Source organism: Phaeobacter gallaeciensis (assembly GCF_001678945.1).
GTDB classification, from domain to species: domain Bacteria; phylum Pseudomonadota; class Alphaproteobacteria; order Rhodobacterales; family Rhodobacteraceae; genus Phycobacter; species Phycobacter gallaeciensis_A.
Genome location: NZ_CP015124.1, coordinates 1,941,297 through 1,957,500, shown reverse-complemented (window position 1 = coordinate 1,957,500; position 16,204 = coordinate 1,941,297). Strand labels below are relative to the sequence as shown.

Annotated in this window: 13 protein-coding genes, 1 tRNA gene, 2 rRNA genes and 1 pseudogene (1 of these 17 running past the window's edge); 9 read left to right on the top strand and 8 right to left on the bottom strand. The window is 59.8% G+C overall.

Going from position 1 to position 16,204, the window contains the following annotated elements; genetic code table 11:
• The 3 genes from JL2886_RS09405 to JL2886_RS09395 all read left to right on the top strand — a co-directional run.
• Nucleotides 1-2,504: ribosomal RNA gene (locus JL2886_RS09405) — 23S ribosomal RNA — on the top strand (it extends 323 nt beyond the left edge of the window).
• A gap of 188 nt (nt 2,505-2,692) precedes the next feature.
• A 5S ribosomal RNA gene (gene rrf / locus JL2886_RS09400) occupies nt 2,693-2,807 on the top strand.
• A gap of 48 nt (nt 2,808-2,855) precedes the next feature.
• Nucleotides 2,856-2,932, top strand: a tRNA-Met gene (locus tag JL2886_RS09395).
• Between the two features lie 375 nt (nt 2,933-3,307).
• Here JL2886_RS09395 and istB read toward each other — a convergent pair.
• The 8 genes and pseudogenes from istB to JL2886_RS09355 all read right to left on the bottom strand — a co-directional run bounded on the left by istB (nt 3,308) and on the right by JL2886_RS09355 (nt 9,984).
• On the bottom strand, nt 3,308-4,036 hold the full coding sequence (gene istB, locus JL2886_RS09390) for an IS21-like element helper ATPase IstB (RefSeq protein WP_082996043.1): 729 nt from the start codon (nt 4,034-4,036) through the stop codon (nt 3,308-3,310).
• Nucleotides 3,966-5,347, bottom strand: a pseudogene (gene istA / locus JL2886_RS09385) (IS21 family transposase). The gene istB and the pseudogene istA overlap by 71 nt, the downstream one beginning before the upstream one ends.
• A 365-nt stretch (nt 5,348-5,712) precedes the next feature.
• The gene (locus tag JL2886_RS09380; protein WP_065271767.1) at nt 5,713-5,949 is read right to left on the bottom strand and encodes a thioredoxin family protein; all 237 of its coding nucleotides are present in this window, start codon (nt 5,947-5,949) and stop codon (nt 5,713-5,715) included.
• 34 nt (nt 5,950-5,983) lie between these two features.
• A complete protein-coding gene (locus JL2886_RS09375; protein ID WP_065271766.1) occupies nt 5,984-7,042 on the bottom strand; it encodes a permease in 1,059 nt (352 codons plus the stop codon).
• The gene (locus tag JL2886_RS09370; RefSeq protein WP_065271765.1) at nt 7,039-7,326 is read right to left on the bottom strand and encodes an ArsR/SmtB family transcription factor; all 288 of its coding nucleotides are present in this window, start codon (nt 7,324-7,326) and stop codon (nt 7,039-7,041) included. Before JL2886_RS09370 ends, JL2886_RS09375 begins: the two co-directional genes overlap by 4 nt.
• Before the next feature lie 254 nt (nt 7,327-7,580).
• Entirely contained in the window at nt 7,581-8,228 is a 648-nt protein-coding gene (locus tag JL2886_RS09365; RefSeq protein WP_065271764.1) for a class I SAM-dependent methyltransferase, read from the bottom strand.
• Nucleotides 8,221-9,450 (bottom strand): DUF3419 family protein, encoded by a 1,230-nt coding sequence (locus JL2886_RS09360; protein WP_065271763.1) that lies wholly within the window; start codon nt 9,448-9,450, stop codon nt 8,221-8,223. The genes JL2886_RS09365 and JL2886_RS09360 overlap by 8 nt, the downstream gene beginning before the upstream one ends.
• Before the next feature lie 12 nt (nt 9,451-9,462).
• Nucleotides 9,463-9,984, bottom strand: a complete 522-nt coding sequence (locus tag JL2886_RS09355; RefSeq protein WP_197492346.1) for a UDP-2,3-diacylglucosamine diphosphatase — start codon at nt 9,982-9,984, stop codon at nt 9,463-9,465.
• A 382-nt stretch (nt 9,985-10,366) separates the two neighbouring features.
• Between JL2886_RS09355 and JL2886_RS09350 the strand changes: the two genes are divergently transcribed.
• The 6 genes from JL2886_RS09350 (at nt 10,367) to JL2886_RS09325 (ending at nt 16,187) form a co-directional block, all read left to right on the top strand.
• A complete protein-coding gene (locus JL2886_RS09350; protein WP_274840299.1) occupies nt 10,367-12,013 on the top strand; it encodes a phosphoethanolamine transferase in 1,647 nt (548 codons plus the stop codon).
• The gene (locus JL2886_RS09345) at nt 12,010-12,417 is read left to right on the top strand and encodes a diacylglycerol kinase (RefSeq protein WP_065271761.1); all 408 of its coding nucleotides are present in this window, start codon (nt 12,010-12,012) and stop codon (nt 12,415-12,417) included. Before JL2886_RS09350 ends, JL2886_RS09345 begins: the two co-directional genes overlap by 4 nt.
• A 275-nt stretch (nt 12,418-12,692) precedes the next feature.
• On the top strand, nt 12,693-13,796 hold the full coding sequence (locus JL2886_RS09340) for a transporter substrate-binding protein (protein WP_065271760.1): 1,104 nt from the start codon (nt 12,693-12,695) through the stop codon (nt 13,794-13,796).
• On the top strand, nt 13,793-14,365 hold the full coding sequence (locus JL2886_RS09335; RefSeq protein WP_065271759.1) for an ANTAR domain-containing response regulator: 573 nt from the start codon (nt 13,793-13,795) through the stop codon (nt 14,363-14,365). Before JL2886_RS09340 ends, JL2886_RS09335 begins: the two co-directional genes overlap by 4 nt.
• On the top strand, nt 14,362-15,267 hold the full coding sequence (locus tag JL2886_RS09330) for an ABC transporter permease (protein ID WP_370571121.1): 906 nt from the start codon (nt 14,362-14,364) through the stop codon (nt 15,265-15,267). The genes JL2886_RS09335 and JL2886_RS09330 overlap by 4 nt, the downstream gene beginning before the upstream one ends.
• A complete protein-coding gene (locus JL2886_RS09325) occupies nt 15,267-16,187 on the top strand; it encodes an ABC transporter permease (RefSeq protein ID WP_065271757.1) in 921 nt (306 codons plus the stop codon). The genes JL2886_RS09330 and JL2886_RS09325 overlap by 1 nt, the downstream gene beginning before the upstream one ends.
• Nucleotides 16,188-16,204 lie beyond the last annotated feature (17 nt).

Sequence of the window (16,204 nt, the reverse complement as noted above, 5' to 3'; positions counted from 1 at the left end):
GAATGCGTTGGGAAGCGCAGCCATAGCGGGTGATAGCCCCGTACAGGAAGCTTTGATGGACGTATTAAGTAGGGCGGAACACGTGAAATTCTGTCTGAAGATCGGAGGACCACCTTCGAAGGCTAAGTACTCCTTACTGACCGATAGTGAACCAGTACCGTGAGGGAAAGGTGAAAAGCACCCCGACGAGGGGAGTGAAACAGTACCTGAAACCGAACGCCTACAATCAGTTGGAGGCCCCTTGAGGGCTGACAGCGTACCTTTTGTATAATGGGTCATCGACTTGGTCTCACGAGCAAGCTTAAGCCGCTAGGCGAAGGCGCAGCGAAAGCGAGTCTTAATAGGGCGAATGAGTTCGTGGGATCAGACCCGAAACCGAGTGATCTAGGCATGGCCAGGTTGAAGGTGCGGTAACACGCACTGGAGGACCGAACCCACATCTGTTGAAAAAGATCGGGATGAGCTGTGCCTAGGGGTGAAAGGCCAATCAAACTCGGAGATAGCTGGTTCTCTGCGAAATCTATTTAGGTAGAGCGTCATCCGAATACCCCGGGGGGTAGAGCACTGGATGGGTAATGGGGCCCCACAGGCTTACTGATCCTAACCAAACTCCGAATACCCGGGAGTACTAGATGGCAGACACACTGCGGATGCTAACGTCCGTAGTGGAGAGGGAAACAACCCTGACCTCCGGCTAAGGCCCCCAATTCATGGCTAAGTGGGAAAGCAGGTGGGACGACCAAAACAACCAGGAGGTTGGCTTAGAAGCAGCCATCCTTTAAAGATAGCGTAACAGCTCACTGGTCTAAATAAGTTGTCCTGCGGCGAAGATGTAACGGGGCTCAAGCCATGAGCCGAAGCCGAGGATGCACATAGTGCATGGTAGCAGAGCGTAGTGTGACATAGTCTCATGTCTCCTTACTTCCTTCGGGAAGATTGGAGACAAGAGGCTTTCGATGAAGCCGGGGCGTGAGCCATCCGGTGGAGAGATCACTAGCGAGAATGATGACATGAGTAGCGACAAAGAGTGTGAGAGACACTCTCGCCGAAAGTCCAAGGGTTCCTGCTTAAAGCTAATCTGAGCAGGGTAAGCCGGCCCCTAAGCCGAGGCCGAAAGGCGTAGGCGATGGGAACCAGGTTAATATTCCTGGGCCAGGAGGATGTGACGGATTGCGACTGTAGTTCAGCCTTATCGGATTGGTTGGGCTGCTGAGCAGTCCCTGGAAATAGCCCTCCATCAGACCGTACCCTAAACCGACACAGGTGGACTGGTAGAGAATACCAAGGCGCTTGAGAGAACGATGTTGAAGGAACTCGGCAAAATACCTCCGTAAGTTCGCGAGAAGGAGGCCCGGGTTCAAGGCAACTTGGATCCGGGGGCACAAACCAGGGGGTGGCGACTGTTTATTAAAAACACAGGGCTCTGCGAAGTCGCAAGACGACGTATAGGGTCTGACGCCTGCCCGGTGCCTGAAGGTTAAAAGGAGGAGTGAGAGCTCCGAATTGAAGCCCAGGTAAACGGCGGCCGTAACTATAACGGTCCTAAGGTAGCGAAATTCCTTGTCGGGTAAGTTCCGACCTGCACGAATGGCGTAACGACTTCCCCGCTGTCTCCAACATCGACTCAGCGAAATTGAATTGCCTGTCAAGATGCAGGCTTCCCGCGGTTAGACGGAAAGACCCCGTGCACCTTTACTACAGCTTCGCACTGGCATCAGGATTGTGATGTGCAGGATAGGTGGTAGGCATCGAAACCAGAACGCTAGTTCCGGTGGAGCCTCCCTTGAGATACCACCCTTCGCACTCTTGATGTCTAACCGCGGTCCGTTATCCGGATCCGGGACCCTGCGTGGCGGGTAGTTTGACTGGGGCGGTCGCCTCCTAAAGCGTAACGGAGGCGCGCGAAGGTTGGCTCAGAGCGGTCGGAAATCGCTCGTTGAGTGCAATGGCAGAAGCCAGCCTGACTGCGAGACTGACAAGTCGAGCAGAGACGAAAGTCGGCCATAGTGATCCGGTGGTCCCGAGTGGAAGGGCCATCGCTCAACGGATAAAAGGTACGCCGGGGATAACAGGCTGATACTGCCCAAGAGTCCATATCGACGGCAGTGTTTGGCACCTCGATGTCGGCTCATCTCATCCTGGGGCTGGAGCAGGTCCCAAGGGTACGGCTGTTCGCCGTTTAAAGAGGTACGTGAGCTGGGTTTAGAACGTCGTGAGACAGTTCGGTCCCTATCTGCCGTGGGTGTAGGATACTTGAGAGGAGTTGCCCCTAGTACGAGAGGACCGGGGTGAACGATCCACTGGTGGACCTGTTATCGTGCCAACGGTAGTGCAGGGTAGCTATGATCGGAAAGGATAACCGCTGAAGGCATCTAAGCGGGAAGCCCCCCTCAAAACAAGGTATCCCTGAGGGCCGTGGAAGACCACCACGTCAATAGGCCGGAGATGTAAGTGCAGCAATGCATTCAGTTGACCGGTACTAATCGCCCGATAGGCTTGATCTGTTCCAGTAACAGACAGTCTCGTAAACACCAAAAAGCAAAACGAAACTTGGACAAAACGTTGATCTAAAAACCTTCCGCTTTTGGAAAACGACCCGTGACATAACGGGCCTGCGGCAACGGGCATTTGCTTCGCAAATATCCTGCCTGCCGCAAATACCAAAAGCCGGAGGCTTTTGGTATTTACTCGGTTTGGTGGTCATAGCACGAGCAAAACACCCGGTCCCATCCCGAACCCGGAAGTTAAGTGCCGTCGCGCCAATGGTACTTGGGCTTAAGCCCTGGGAGAGTAGGTCACCGCCAAACCTAGTAAATACCAAAAAAATCTCTCTAACGATCATAACCAACAATCTCCGCGGGATGGAGCAGCCCGGTAGCTCGTCAGGCTCATAACCTGAAGGTCGCAGGTTCAAATCCTGCTCCCGCAACCAACTTCAGCGAACAACCGTTCGATACAAAGCCCGCCTCTCCGGCGGGCTCTGCTTTTGCGAGCATCTCCAACAGCTTGCCTGACATATCCAGCTCATGATGCTCCTGCTCACCGTCCCAGGTCACGACAACGCGGTCGATCAGCCCATGCAGTTCATCCGCCGCAGACCCCGAAACCTCCTCATCCATCAGCGTGGCCGACAGGTTGTCGACATAGCGTCGATACAGGGCAGGGAGATTGGCTGGTTGTCAATCGGCACGAAACTTTGACCCCACGTAGGCATCCGAAATTGCCCCCCTGTTTGACGTGCGGTTAGCTGGCCCTATGCGGCGCAGCCTCCACACGGCGAAGCCGTATCGGGCCAGCGTCGGCTCGACTATTCTCGGGTTTTGAAGCACCAGCTCGCGTTGCCTGTTTCGACGATGTCGCAATGGTGGGTAAGGTGGTCGAGCAGTGCAGTGGTCATTTTGGCGCCGCCGAAGACCGAGGGCCATTCGCCGAAGTCGAGGTTGGTCGTCACGATGATCGATGTGCGCTCGAAGAGGCGGCTGATGAGATGGAACAATAGCTGACCACCGGTTTGTACGAAGGGGAGATAGCCAAGCTCGTCGAGGATCAGGAAGTCGATGGGGCACAGCAGATCTGCCGTGCGTACCTGTCGATCGGCGCGGGCTTCCGTATCGAGTTTGTTCACCAGGTCCACAACGTTGAAGAAGCACTCCCGTCTGCCGCGGCGGATGCACGACCGGGCGATGCTGACGGCCAGGTGGGACTTACCGGTCCCGGTGCCGCCGATCAGCACGACATTGCGTTGCTGCGCCAGAAACTCTCCGGTCGCCAGATCACGGACCAGCACCTCGTTGACCGGCGTGCCTTCGAAGCTCAACTCATCGACTTCTTTCGTCAGGGGCAGCTTGGCCATCTTCATCTGGTATTTGATTGAGCGCGCCTGCTTCTCACTGATCTCGGCGTTCAGCAGATCGCCGATGATCTGTTGCGGTTCGTGCTGGCGCTTCACCGCCGTGGCGATGGTCTCATCGTAGGCGGCCTTCATGCCGTAGACCTTCAGCTGGCTCATCGCGTCCAGCACTTGTGATCTTTCTATGGTTGGGTCTCCTTAGGCTGTCATAGCGTTTGCAGTCGGCCACGGGCTCGCAGGTCAATCGCAGCGCGTCGGGCGTATCGATGGTCAGCGGCGGCGGCGGCTCACGATGTCGGGCCAGAATGTTGATGACGACCGAGGCCGCGGGAGCCCCTTCGTTCAGCGCTTCGGCACAGGCAGCCCCCACTGCATTCAGCCATCGGTTGGGATTATGCTCAGGATCTGGACCATTTGCCGGTCGCCATTCGGCGCCTTGCCAAGCTTGTGCTGAATGCGCCTGATCGCTGATGACAATTCCCAATCCTTGAAGGGCGCACCATTCCTGAGCGCTCCGGGCTTGCGGGCCAGCACCGGGATATAATGCAGCGGGTCGTAAATGGCCTTGTCGCGCCCGAAGGCTCGGGCGTGCTGTCCCACGATCTTGCCGTCCTGCCAGAACTCGACCCGCTCGGCATAGGCGCGGATCTCGACGGGCCGACCGACGGTGGGGCCATCCACCGAGTACCGGTTCTTGTCGAAGCGGACGAGGCAGGTCTTCGAGACTGACGCCGGAACGGAATGGAAGCCGTCGAACGGGCCGACGTAGGGCACCAGGCTCGCGCTCGTCTTGGAACACTTCCCAGATCGTTCGATCCCGAAGCTCCTGGTGCGGATGGGACTTGGCCCAGGCAACGCAGCGATCCTCGAGCCAGGCATTGAGTTCGGCGTAGCTCTTGAACTTGGGCTGCGGCACGAAGAACCGTCGCCGGACAACCCCAACCTGGTTCTCGACCTATCCCTTCTCCCAGCCAGAGGCAGGTGTGCAGGCGACTGGGTCGACCAAGTAGTGACCGCACATCTGCTGGAACCGCCGGTTGTACGCGCGCTCGCGGCCGACGAAGATCGTGTCCACCGCGGTCTTCATGTTATCGTAGATACCCCGCGCGCAGGCTCCGCCGAAGAAGGCTAAGGCCTTGTCGTGGGCGTCGAAGACCATCTCCTGCGTCTCGCGCGGGTAGGCCCGGACGAACAACATACGGCTGTGGCAAAGCCGGACATGCGCCACCTTCACGGTTGTCGTCGCCCCATCGATCACCACAATCTCGTGGCTCCAGTCGAACTGGTAGGCCTCGCCTGGATTGAAGATTAGCGCCACATAGGCAGCGGCCGAGGCCTCCTGTTCCTCTTTAGACCAAGTGGTCGCATATCGCCGGATCGGATCACCTTACGTACCGTGTTCCACGAAACCCGCAGATCCCGGCAGATCTGCTTGATCGGCTTCCTGTCCTGAAAATACGCCCGCCGGATCTTTGCTATCGTCTCCACGACCAACATCCCACTCTGTGCTCCCCGATAACCTCGGGAGCATCATTCACATCAGTATAAGGGGGTCATTTTTGGACGCCGATTTCCCGCTACGGGGTCAAAATTGCATGCTTGTTCACATGCAGACAGCAAATCGCAGCTTACGTCAGTGTCTAAATTTCAGGGGTAGCTTAGTCGGACGGCTGCCCTCAGTGAGCTGCACAGAGGACGTCACGTGTACTACATCTTTGGCGAGATGCCGCATGCCAGCCTCCGCAACGGCGGGAAACCACCAGCCTGTTGCGACTGGCTTTGCGTCCGGTTTGCGACTGTTGACTTGGCGCATGGTCCGCGGTGTCCAGGCAAATTGGCTGCTAAAGCTTAGATCCGGCTGCTCAGGCGGTTAGCCATTGCTCCAGCTTGGCCGGGTCGGGAAGTCCGCCCACATGGACAAGCTTGCCGTCCACCGCGAGCCCGGGTGTCGACATGACACCTGCCATTGCGATGGATTTCGCGTCCGTCACCTTTTCGAGGGTGATTTCAACGCCCAGTTTCGCTGCTGCGTCGCGGACCATGTTCTCTGTGGTTTCACAGCGCTTGCAGCCGGGACCGTAGACTTTGACAGATTTCACGGGATGTCCTTTCAAGAGCGGATCTATGGGGCGTTCACAGAAGGAAGTTGAACAGATAGCCAGTGGCGAGAATACCGGCGGCAACAATGGCGATAAAAATCGCGATCAGACGTAGGGTCAGCACCTGTTTGAGAATTATCATTTCGGGCAGCGACAGGGCGATCACCGACATCATGAAAGCAAGCGTCGTGCCAAGGGCCGCGCCCTTGCCAAGCAGTGCCTCGACGATGGGAATGACACCCGCGGCATTGGTGTACATCGGCACGCCCAAGACGACCGCCGCCGGCACTGACCACCATGCCTCACCGCCCATGATTTTCAGCATCATCGCTTCGGGGACATACCCGTGGATCAGCGCGCCAATTCCGATCCCGATCAGCACCCAGATCCAGACTTTGCCGACAATTTCACGGACTTGCTCTGCGCCGGTTTTCAACCTGTCGACGAAAGTAACCGTCTCCTCGGGGAGGGCACCAACAGGACCTGCATTCAGGTCGCTCACCCAGTCCTGCAGATAGCGTTCCAGTCGCATCTTTCCCATCACGTAGCCGGTGACGGTTGCGATCGTGAAACCGAATACAAGGTAGATCGTGGCGATTTTCCATCCCACCAGAGCATAGAGCAGCCCAAGTCCGACCGGGCCGACCATCGGGCCGGCAATCAGGAACGAAAACGTCACGCCCAAGGGAACCCCTGCGGAGACGAAACCGATGAAAAGGGGCACGGATGAGCAAGAACAAAACGGTGTCAGAACACCAAGAAAGGCGGCCAGCGGATAGCCAAAGAACTCCCGCTTGCCAGCCAGGATGGCACGCGTCTTTTCGGGGCTGAACCAGCTACGCAGGACACCCGTCACGAAGACGATGCCGGTAAGAAGCAGGAGCACTTTCGGGACGTCATATACGAAGAAGGTGATCGCCTCGCCGGTGTGACTGTCACGGGCAACGGGCAAAAGGCTGGTGACCCATTCAGAAAACGGGATCAACTGCCCGTATACCAGCCAGCCAACGACCGCGGCCCCGACAACAGCCGCATACCACAGCCAATCCGGTGTCGTATGCTTCGCGGGGAGTCCTTGGGTATCTGTGGTCATGCCATCTCCTGTTTGAGAGAGTTTTCCGCCAGCAAGACCGCAGAGATGACAGCCGCGATTTCTGCCGGGATATTCGGGTTCTGACGATACCTGACCCATTGAGCGTCTTGCCGGTCGATAACCAGACCAGCTTCGCGCAGCACCTTCATGTGTCGCGACATGCGGCTTTGGCTTACATCAAGCCGCTCCATCAACTCACAGACGCAGTGCTCGCCGCCATCCCAAACGATGGCGAGGGCGGCGCGGCGGGTCGAGTCATAAATGGCGTTTAGGATCTCTTGCATGACGCATGTATATGCGGCCTACCGCATATGCGCGTTGATCCACGTCAACTGGCCCCATTGGGTGAATCTCTGGATCTCAGCCTGTGGTGCTTGCTCAGCGAAGTCTGCTTCTTTGGGGCGCGGCATCGCCGCGGTGACAACCAGTTGTGCACCCCGGAATGCCTTGTCTGTGATCGGTTTTTTGCCGGTGCTGCCTGAAAGAGGCAGCGGTCCGCAGCAGGCCCGGAGAGCCGCGCCGTGGTCTAGCCATCAGGTCAACGCGGCCTGCGCAGCACGCCATACTGCGCATAGCCGCGGTAAAGCTGGCGATGCTCTGCCGTGCCGCCGGTCTCTGCGGCAATCCTGTGCAGGGTGGTTTTAAGGTTCAGCCGCGGACTGACGTGAAATTTCGCCAGCCATCGGCGCAGGGATGCTTCGAACCAGTCGGGCCATCCGGACTGATCCGAGAAATCCACCACATGCAGTTCACCGCCGGGCCTCAGATGCGCGGCCGCCATGCGCAGGGCGGTCTTCCAGTCCGGGATCATCGAAATCCCGTAGGAGACAAAGATCCGGTCGAACCGGGGGCGCTGAAACAGCGTGGCACCGTCAAAATCGCAGGCGTCTGCCTGAGCCAGCTGTGCCCGGTCTTTCAATTTCGCCTGTGCCGAACGCAGCATCTGGGACGAAATATCCAACCCGTAAAAGGCACAATGCGGGTATCTGCGGGCCGCCAGATGCAGGTTGCGCCCGGTGCCGCAGGCCACCTCCAGGATATGTGCACCTTCCTTGGGGGCGAGGTCTGCAATCAAACGGTCGCGTCCGAACAGGTAGTATTTGCGGGTCAGATCATAAATCATCCGTTGATGGCGGTAGGTCTGATCCATCAGATCAGCGTGGGTATCGGGCGCTGAATCAAACATGGGAAGGCCCTTTGTAGCGGTAGAGGTGGAAGGCGCCGTAGATGGCAGAACGATCCTCTGCCGTGCCTTTGGCCGAGGCTTCGGCGTCATAGGCCCATTGGTTCAGAAGATCGGGCCTGACCCGGCCGGGCAGGATATTAGCGCTGCCGCCGGTGCGGAAAATCACCCGTGCGCCCAGTCTTGCCGTGCGGGTGATCTGCGCCCAGAGCGCATTCAACTGCGTATCATTCATCCAGTCCTGCGCATCCAGCAGCACGTAGCCGTCCTTGCACCCGTCCGGTTCGGCTTCCAGCAGATCGGTGAGGGAGCGGTTCACGATCCGTCCGTTGTCTGCACTCTGCCGCAGAGCCTCGAAGTTCTCCCGGCTCAGGTAGGGGGGCAGTGATCCATCCGGGGCGGGGTCGTATTGCCGGGCAAAGGCCTGCCAGGCGAAATAATTCTCCCGGATCGGGAAATCGCACATCAGCTTGCGCACCCGTTCGCGCAGTACTGGCAGGACGTCGCCACCACCGTCAGCGGCGAGCTTGTCATACTGCGCCGGCGGGATGCCAAGGCCGAACAGGGCGGCGCGGAACCCGGCCAGTTTGCGCACCAGCCACATGTCGAACAGCGGCGCGATCTCTTCATCGAAAAACGCCTGCTGGTCCTCTAACGTCCGCGCTGCCAGAAGCGGCGCAAAGTCTACGCGGCCAAGGCGGGCCACCAGATGCACGGCGCCGAGGAAACGCCCCAGCAGACCGTGCCGGTAAAACCGGTTTTGAAACACGGAGATCCGGCGGCGGATCGGTTGCCGCGCGTCCCAGAAATCCCGCGTGTGCGGGTCAAGATTGGGGCGGATGTAGCGGTCATAGAGCGCTACGTTGCTGGCCAGATCGGCTCGGGCAAAGAACTGGTAGAACGCCGCATGATCCGGCAGGCAGCGCGCTGCGGTCAGTTTCAGCTGCCCCAGCGCCACATGGGCAGGCGATAGATCGACGGCGGTAACCGACGCGGCGCCTGCAGTGAGATAGGACATTAGGTTGCAGCTGCCGGACGCGATACAGACCAGATTGTCTCCCGGCTTGATATTCAAGGCTGCCATATCGACAACCGGATCTTCCCAGATCTGCGGATAGACAAGGCCCAGGAACAGCCGCGAGAACAGATGCTCCAGCCGTCCGGTTGCGGCATCGCCATCCTGCAAAACGGCAGCATCCAGCCGCGCCTGTGCGGTCGTACTCATCGGGGGCACCTCTCATACATTTTCAAGTTGCCTGTCTTTTTCGGACTGTTTGTCCTTGCGCCGCGCCCGGCGGCTGCGGTGATGGGCGCGGCGGGCCGAGCGGGTCCAGTCGATCAGCACCAGTTGCCCGTCTTCCTGTTCCGCCACGGCAGTGCAGCTCTCGACCCAATCGCCGGTGTTGACGTAGGAAATCTCGCCAATATCGCGGAGGGCGGCGCTGTGGATATGACCGCAGATAACCCCGTCATAACCACCGCGCCGGGCCTCGGCAGTCAGGACGTTTTCATATTCGCTGATGAAATTGACCGCCTGTTTGACCTGATGCTTGGCCCATTTGGACAAGGACCAGTATTGCCCGCCCCAAAGATGCCGAAGCCGGTTGATGCGGGTGTTGAGCCAGAGCATGAAATCGTAGGCCCGGTCTCCAAGGTGGGCCAACCATTTTGCATTGACCACCACGGAATCGAACTGGTCGCCATGGGTCACCAGATAGCGTTTGTTGTCGGCGGCGATGAAATCTGCCGTCTGCACCACCTCGATGCCGCCGAAATGCGTCCCGGGGTACCCAGATGGATGTCAGACAGAAAGAGGGTGCGGTACTTCATCGTGCTCGCCCGTGCTGCTGCGCGTGGCGCCAGAGGTACCGCAGCTAATTGACAGAAGCATGACGTTCCTGGCCCGGCGCGTTTCGGCCGACCCGGAGAGATGTAAGGTTACTGAAAGCTTGCTGCGGCATCCGGTGGCGCAGGTAAAGGCTTGTCATCAGTTCTTTCGTCCGCGCCGCGCCAGCCGCAATGGCCGGAGATTTCCGGTGATCGAGGCAACGAAGCGTCCCAGGCGACAGCAGCTGAAGACGGCCCAGACCAGATATATTTTACCGGAGGTATGCCCCTTGCATGGACGATTTGCCGAAGCCGTGAGAAGGCTGAACGCCCGCCTGCCACAGGTCAGGCGACCGGAGCTGTCGCCAACGATGCTCAACATACTGGTCGCCACTTATATGCTGGTGGCCTTCAACGCGGCGTTCTGGAGGCACCTCTCGACGCTGTTCGAGGGCGCGCCGATGAATGTGGTGCTGTTCGGGGCTGCGGTCTGGATGCTGACGTTCTTTACCCTCAGCCCGTTCAGCTGGCCGCGCGTGCAGCGCCCGGTGGCTGCCATTCTCATTCTTCTGGCGGCGGCGGCCTCATGGTATCAGGGGCACCTGGGCATCATGATCGACAAGCTGATGATCCAGAACGTGATGAACACTACCTATGCGGAATCCCGGCAACTGATCACGCTGCCCTATCTGCGTTACATGGGGCTGACAGGCGTGCTGCCCGCTGCCTTGCTGTTCTGGCCGCGCATCACCTATCCGAAGTTCCGGCATATCCTGTGGAAGCTGCCGCTGACTGCTGTCGCAAGCTTCGCGATGACGTTCGGTTTCCTGTTCGTCAACCTCAAGGCAAATGCCTCGGTCATCCGAGAGCATCACGAGTTGATGGGCAGCTACCAGCCCGGCGCCACCATTGGCGCCATCGCCCGCTACGCCAAGATGGAAATCCGGGCCAGCAACACAGAGGTCGCACCGCTGGGACAGGATGCAGCCAAGGGGGAAGACCTGCTGGCGGCTAAAAAACCGGTTCTGCTGGTGATCTTCGCCGGAGAGACCGCCCGCGCGCAGAATTTCGCGCTGAACGGGTATGCGCGGAACACCACGCCGCAGCTGGCGGGGCTTGATCTCCTTAATTTCAGCGAAACCTCGTCCTGTGGAACATCGACGGCGGTGTCGCTGCCCTGCATGTTTTCCGCGCTGGGCCGGAGTGACTACAGCCATCGCGCCTTCATGGGGCAGGAGAACCTTTTGGATGTGCTGGATCATGCCGGGGTGCAGCCTGTGTGGATCGACAACAACACCGGGGATCAGCGGATCGCCCGGCGCACCGGGGCGCGGCAGGTCGATGTTACGCTTGATCCGGCGGCCTGCGCCGATGGGGAGTGCAGCGATGCGGCGCTTCTTGGGGCGCTGGCGCAGCAGATCGGAGCGATCAAGGAAGACACCGTGCTGGTGCTGCATATGATCGGCAGCCACGGGCCCGCCTACTACAGGCGCTACCCCGAGGCGTTTGCCCGCTTCACGCCTGATTGCAGAACAGCCGAGTTCGATTATTGCACGCCGGAAGAGATCGTGAACGCCTATGACAATACCATCGCCTATACCGACCACATCCTGGCCAAGGCGATTTCAATGCTGAACGCGCAGGACCATGCTCTACCGGCGTTGATGTATATCTCGGATCACGGTGAATCCCTAGGGGAGGGCGGGCTATACCTCCACGCCGCGCCGATGTTCATGGCGCCGGAGGCGCAGACTCGGGTGCCGTTCCTGATGTGGCTGCCGGAAAGCTATCGCGAAGCGATGCATCTTGATGGCGCCTGTCTGAAGGATATGACCGATCAGCCTGTCAGCCAGGACAATCTGTTCCATACGGTCCTGGGCCTCCTCGACATCCGCACCGAGGTCCGGCAGCCGGAGCTGGATCTGGCGTCGCGCTGCCGTATCGCGAGGCCCGCAACATGACGGTACGTGATCAATCGCAGGGCGCAACTCCGCAAGAGATCCCGCCTGCCGTGACCGGCGTTGCGCATGTCATTGCCGCTGCGCGGTATTCTCTTGGCGGATTGCAGCGGTTGATGGGGGAAACCGCCGCCCGGCTGGAGCTTGTCGCGGGGGCTGGGACGGGGTTCCTGCTGCTGGTTCTTGGGGCCTCTGCTCTACAGCTTGCGGCCTTTGCCATTCTCTTTGCACTCGTGCTGGCGGTCGAGGCGCTCAATACCGCGATCGAGGTGCTGACCGACCGGATATCGCCCGAATGGTCGGTGCAGGCAAAACACGCAAAGGACCTTGGCTCTCTGGCGGTTGCGCTGCTGATCTTTTCCAACGTTCTTTGTGTCGGGGGGATCCTGCTGTCGCTGTTTGGCTAGCCGCAACTCCGGTGCGGCCAAAGGTATCATGGGTCAGGCGGGACGGCAGTCTGCGACGCCATGGGTGCAATAGAAACAGGCGCCAAAGGGCCGCCGTCGCGGCTGCCTAAAAAATCGGCGCCCGCGTCTGAACCGTCACAAAACGGCCACGAAGAGTTTGACTTCCCGGTCCTGTTAAGCCTTATTGGGCCTACATGGCGACCTGATCGCCGTTGGCAATTGAGCCCCGATCACCCTCTTGCAGGGTGGCGGGGCTTTTTAGTTTGTGGGGTACTATGCAGGAATTCGATCTTGGTCTGGTCTTCTCGACCTCTGGACCCTACGCCGCGCTGGGACAGGCCGGACTGGCGGGGGCCGAGCTGGCCATCGCCGATCTGGAGCGCGAGGGCATTGCCCGAATTGCGCCCGTGACCTGTGATCCGGCGGGCCGCCCCGAGGCCTATGAGGCGATGACCCGCGATATCCTTGCTGGTGGTGTGTCACACGTGGTGGGCGCCATCACCTCCTGGAGCCGCAAGGACATGATTCCGGTGCTGGAGCGTTATGGCGCGATGCTGTGGTACCCGTGCCCCTATGAGGGCTTCGAAAGCAACGATCACGTCGTCTACATGGGCGGCGCGCCGAACCATCATATGATCCCGCTGCTGGACCGGGTGCTGAGCCAAGGCACGCGCCGTGCCTACCTGCTTGGTTCCAACTATGTCTGGGGCTGGGAAACGCTGCGTCTGGCCCGCGAACGGCTGAGCGCCGCCGGGGTTGAGATCGTCGGCGAGCGTTTCGTACCACTTGGCGATGTGGACTCCGATCTGGCCCTCTCCGAGATCATCTCTGAGCAGCCGGATGTTGTCGTCAACTCGCTGATCGGTCCGTCGAATGAGGCGTTCCTGCGCGGATTGCCCACCGGGCAGCGGCCGACAATCCTGTCCTGCAACCAATCCGAAGCGGATCTTGATGTGCTGGGCCAATATGGCGACGGGATCATCTCGGCCGGGACCTATTTCGAACCGCTTGGCCCCGAGGGTTTCGTGCGCCGTGCCCGGGAGAAATCGCCGAACGGGCGCTGTTCCTGCGTCTTTGCCACCTCCTATGCCAGCGTTCGCATTCTGGCCGAAACCGTCGCGAAAACCGGGACCACCGCGCCAAGGGCGGTGTTCCATGCGGCCTGCGATGCGCGCCATGAAACGGTTCTGGGGCCGGTGCAGATCGACCCCATCACCCGACACGCATCGCTGACACCGCATATCGCGCAGGCCGAGAACGCACAGTTTCATCTACTGTCTTCTGCCGAGGGCCCCGTCGCTGCGGACCCCTATCTGACCTGCGTTCCCCCTGTATCCGCCCCGCCGCTCCAGACGCCCAGTTTGAGGATCGTAAAATGACCTATAGCTTCGCCGGAAAATACGCTCTTGTCCTGCATCCCAGCGCTGAAATGCGGGATCAACTGGTTCGACGTCTGGGCACGCTTGGCATCAAGGCCGAAGGGCGCTGGCCCGCGCTGGAAGTGGCGGATGTCCGCGCTGACCTGCTGGTTCTGGACCTTGACCGGGCCGAGGACGGGCAATTCCCCTGGTCGCCGCAATCTGCGCCTATGCCGATCCTTGGGCTGATCGGCTCGGAAACGCCGGGACGCCTGGAATGGGCCGTGCGGCAGGGTCTGGACGCCTATCTGCCGGTCAATGCCACCGCCAATATCTACTCGGCGCTGGTGCTGGGCTTTGCTCGGTTCAAGGAACGCATGGAAACCCGCCGCCGTGAGGCTGAAAGCAACCGGCGCGCCTCGATGCGGCTGGAGTTGTTGCAGGCGGTCCTTGTCATCATGCGCTCTGAGGGCGTCGATGAGGCGACGGCCCTGAAGAAACTGCGTGCCTTTGCCATGGTAGAGCGCGTCGCCTTGGAAGATGCTGCCGTCCGGTTTCTGGCGCGCCCGGCCATGCGGGGTCAGGCATGACGATGACAGCAGCCACAGACGGTCAGATGACAGCAGGCCGCGGCGCGCGCAGCCGACGTGTGATTTATGAGCTGATGACCCGGCCGCGCTCGGCCTTTGGGATGGTGATCATCATCCTGATGGTGGGCGCCGCGCTGCTGGCGCCGTGGATCATGCCGCATGACCCGTTTGAGCAGAGCTTCGACGGGCTAAGTCTGGCCGGGGCGCCTCTGCCGCCGGGAGCGGATTTCCCGCTGGGCACGGATCTTTTGGGGCGGGATCTGGCTTCGCGGCTTATTCTGGGGACGCGCACCTCACTAATCATCGGTATCCTTGCCAATGGGATCGCGATCCTGCTGGGCGCCGGGGTTGGCATTACGGCCGGCTATTTCGGCGGCTGGATCGGCGCGGTGCTGATGCGCTTTACCGATCTGATGATGGCCTTTCCGGCGCTGCTGTTGGCGATTGTTCTGGCGGCGATCTTTCAGCCCTCGCTGCTGATCGTGGCGCTGGTCATCGCGATGGTGAACTGGGTACAGATGGCACGGGTGATCTATACCGAGACCCGGTCGCTGGCCGAGCGTGATTTCATCACCGTGCAGCGGGCGCTGGGCGCTGGCCACCTGCGCATCCTGTTCAAACACCTGCTGCCGCATCTTTTGTCGTCCATCGTTGTCTTTGGCACCCTGGGAATTTCGACAACGGTCTTGCTGGAGGCGACGCTGTCCTTCCTTGGCGTGGGAGTGCAGCCCCCGATGCCAAGTTGGGGAAATATCATCTTCGAAAACCAGACCTATTTCACCACCGCCCCCTGGCTGGTCTTCTTCCCCGGCATTGCGATCCTGTTGCTGGCGCTGGCCTTTAATCTGGTGGGCGATGCCCTGCGCGACATTCTTGATCCGACCCTGAAAGGACGCCACTGATGCAGGCCTATCTTGTCCGCCGCCTGATGGAGAGCGCGCTGATCCTTCTGGGGATCACGCTGGTGACATTTATCCTGCTGTATCTGGTGCCGGCCGATCCGGCGCGGCAGATCGCCGGGCGGTCGGCCACCGCCGAAACGGTGCAGAACATCCGCGATCAGCTGGGGTTGAACGATCCCTTTGTCGTGCAGTACTGGAACTACCTGACGGCGTTGTTTCAGGGCGACATGGGGCGCAGCTATCTGCAACGCGCCGAAGTCTCCGAGCTGATCGCTGCCCGCCTGCCTGCCTCCCTGTTGCTGATGGTTGCGGCCATCGTGACCGAGCTGGTGTTCGGCCTGACCATCGGTATCGTCGCGGCCCTGCGCCGCAACAAGCCCGCAGACCACGGGCTGATGATCTTTAGCTTTGTCAGCATCTCCGCACCGCAATTCGTCATCGGCATTCTGCTGCTCTATGTCTTTGCGGTGAAGCTGGGCTGGTTCCCGATTGGCGGCTACGGCACCTTTGGCCATGTGGTGCTGCCTGCGGTGACGCTCGGGTTTCTCGGTGCGGGCTGGTACAGCCGAATGATGCGTTCCAGCATGATCGACGTGCTGGGCCAGGATTTTGTCCGCACCGCGCGGGCCAAGGGGCTGGGCAAGGCCCGTATCATCCTGCGACACGTCATTCCCAATTCCATTCTTCCCATCATCGCGATGATCGGCATCGACATCGGGCTGTTCATGTCCGGCATCGTGGTTGTGGAAAGCGTCTTTGGCTGGCCCGGGATCGGCCAGCTGGCCTGGCAGGCGATCCAGCGCGTGGACATACCGGTCATCATGGGTGTGACCATGGTTTCGGCCACCGCGATCGTTCTGGGCAACCTTCTGGCGGACCTCGTGGCGCCGGCAATCGATCCCCGTATCAAGACCAAATAGAAACGGTAAAACCAACA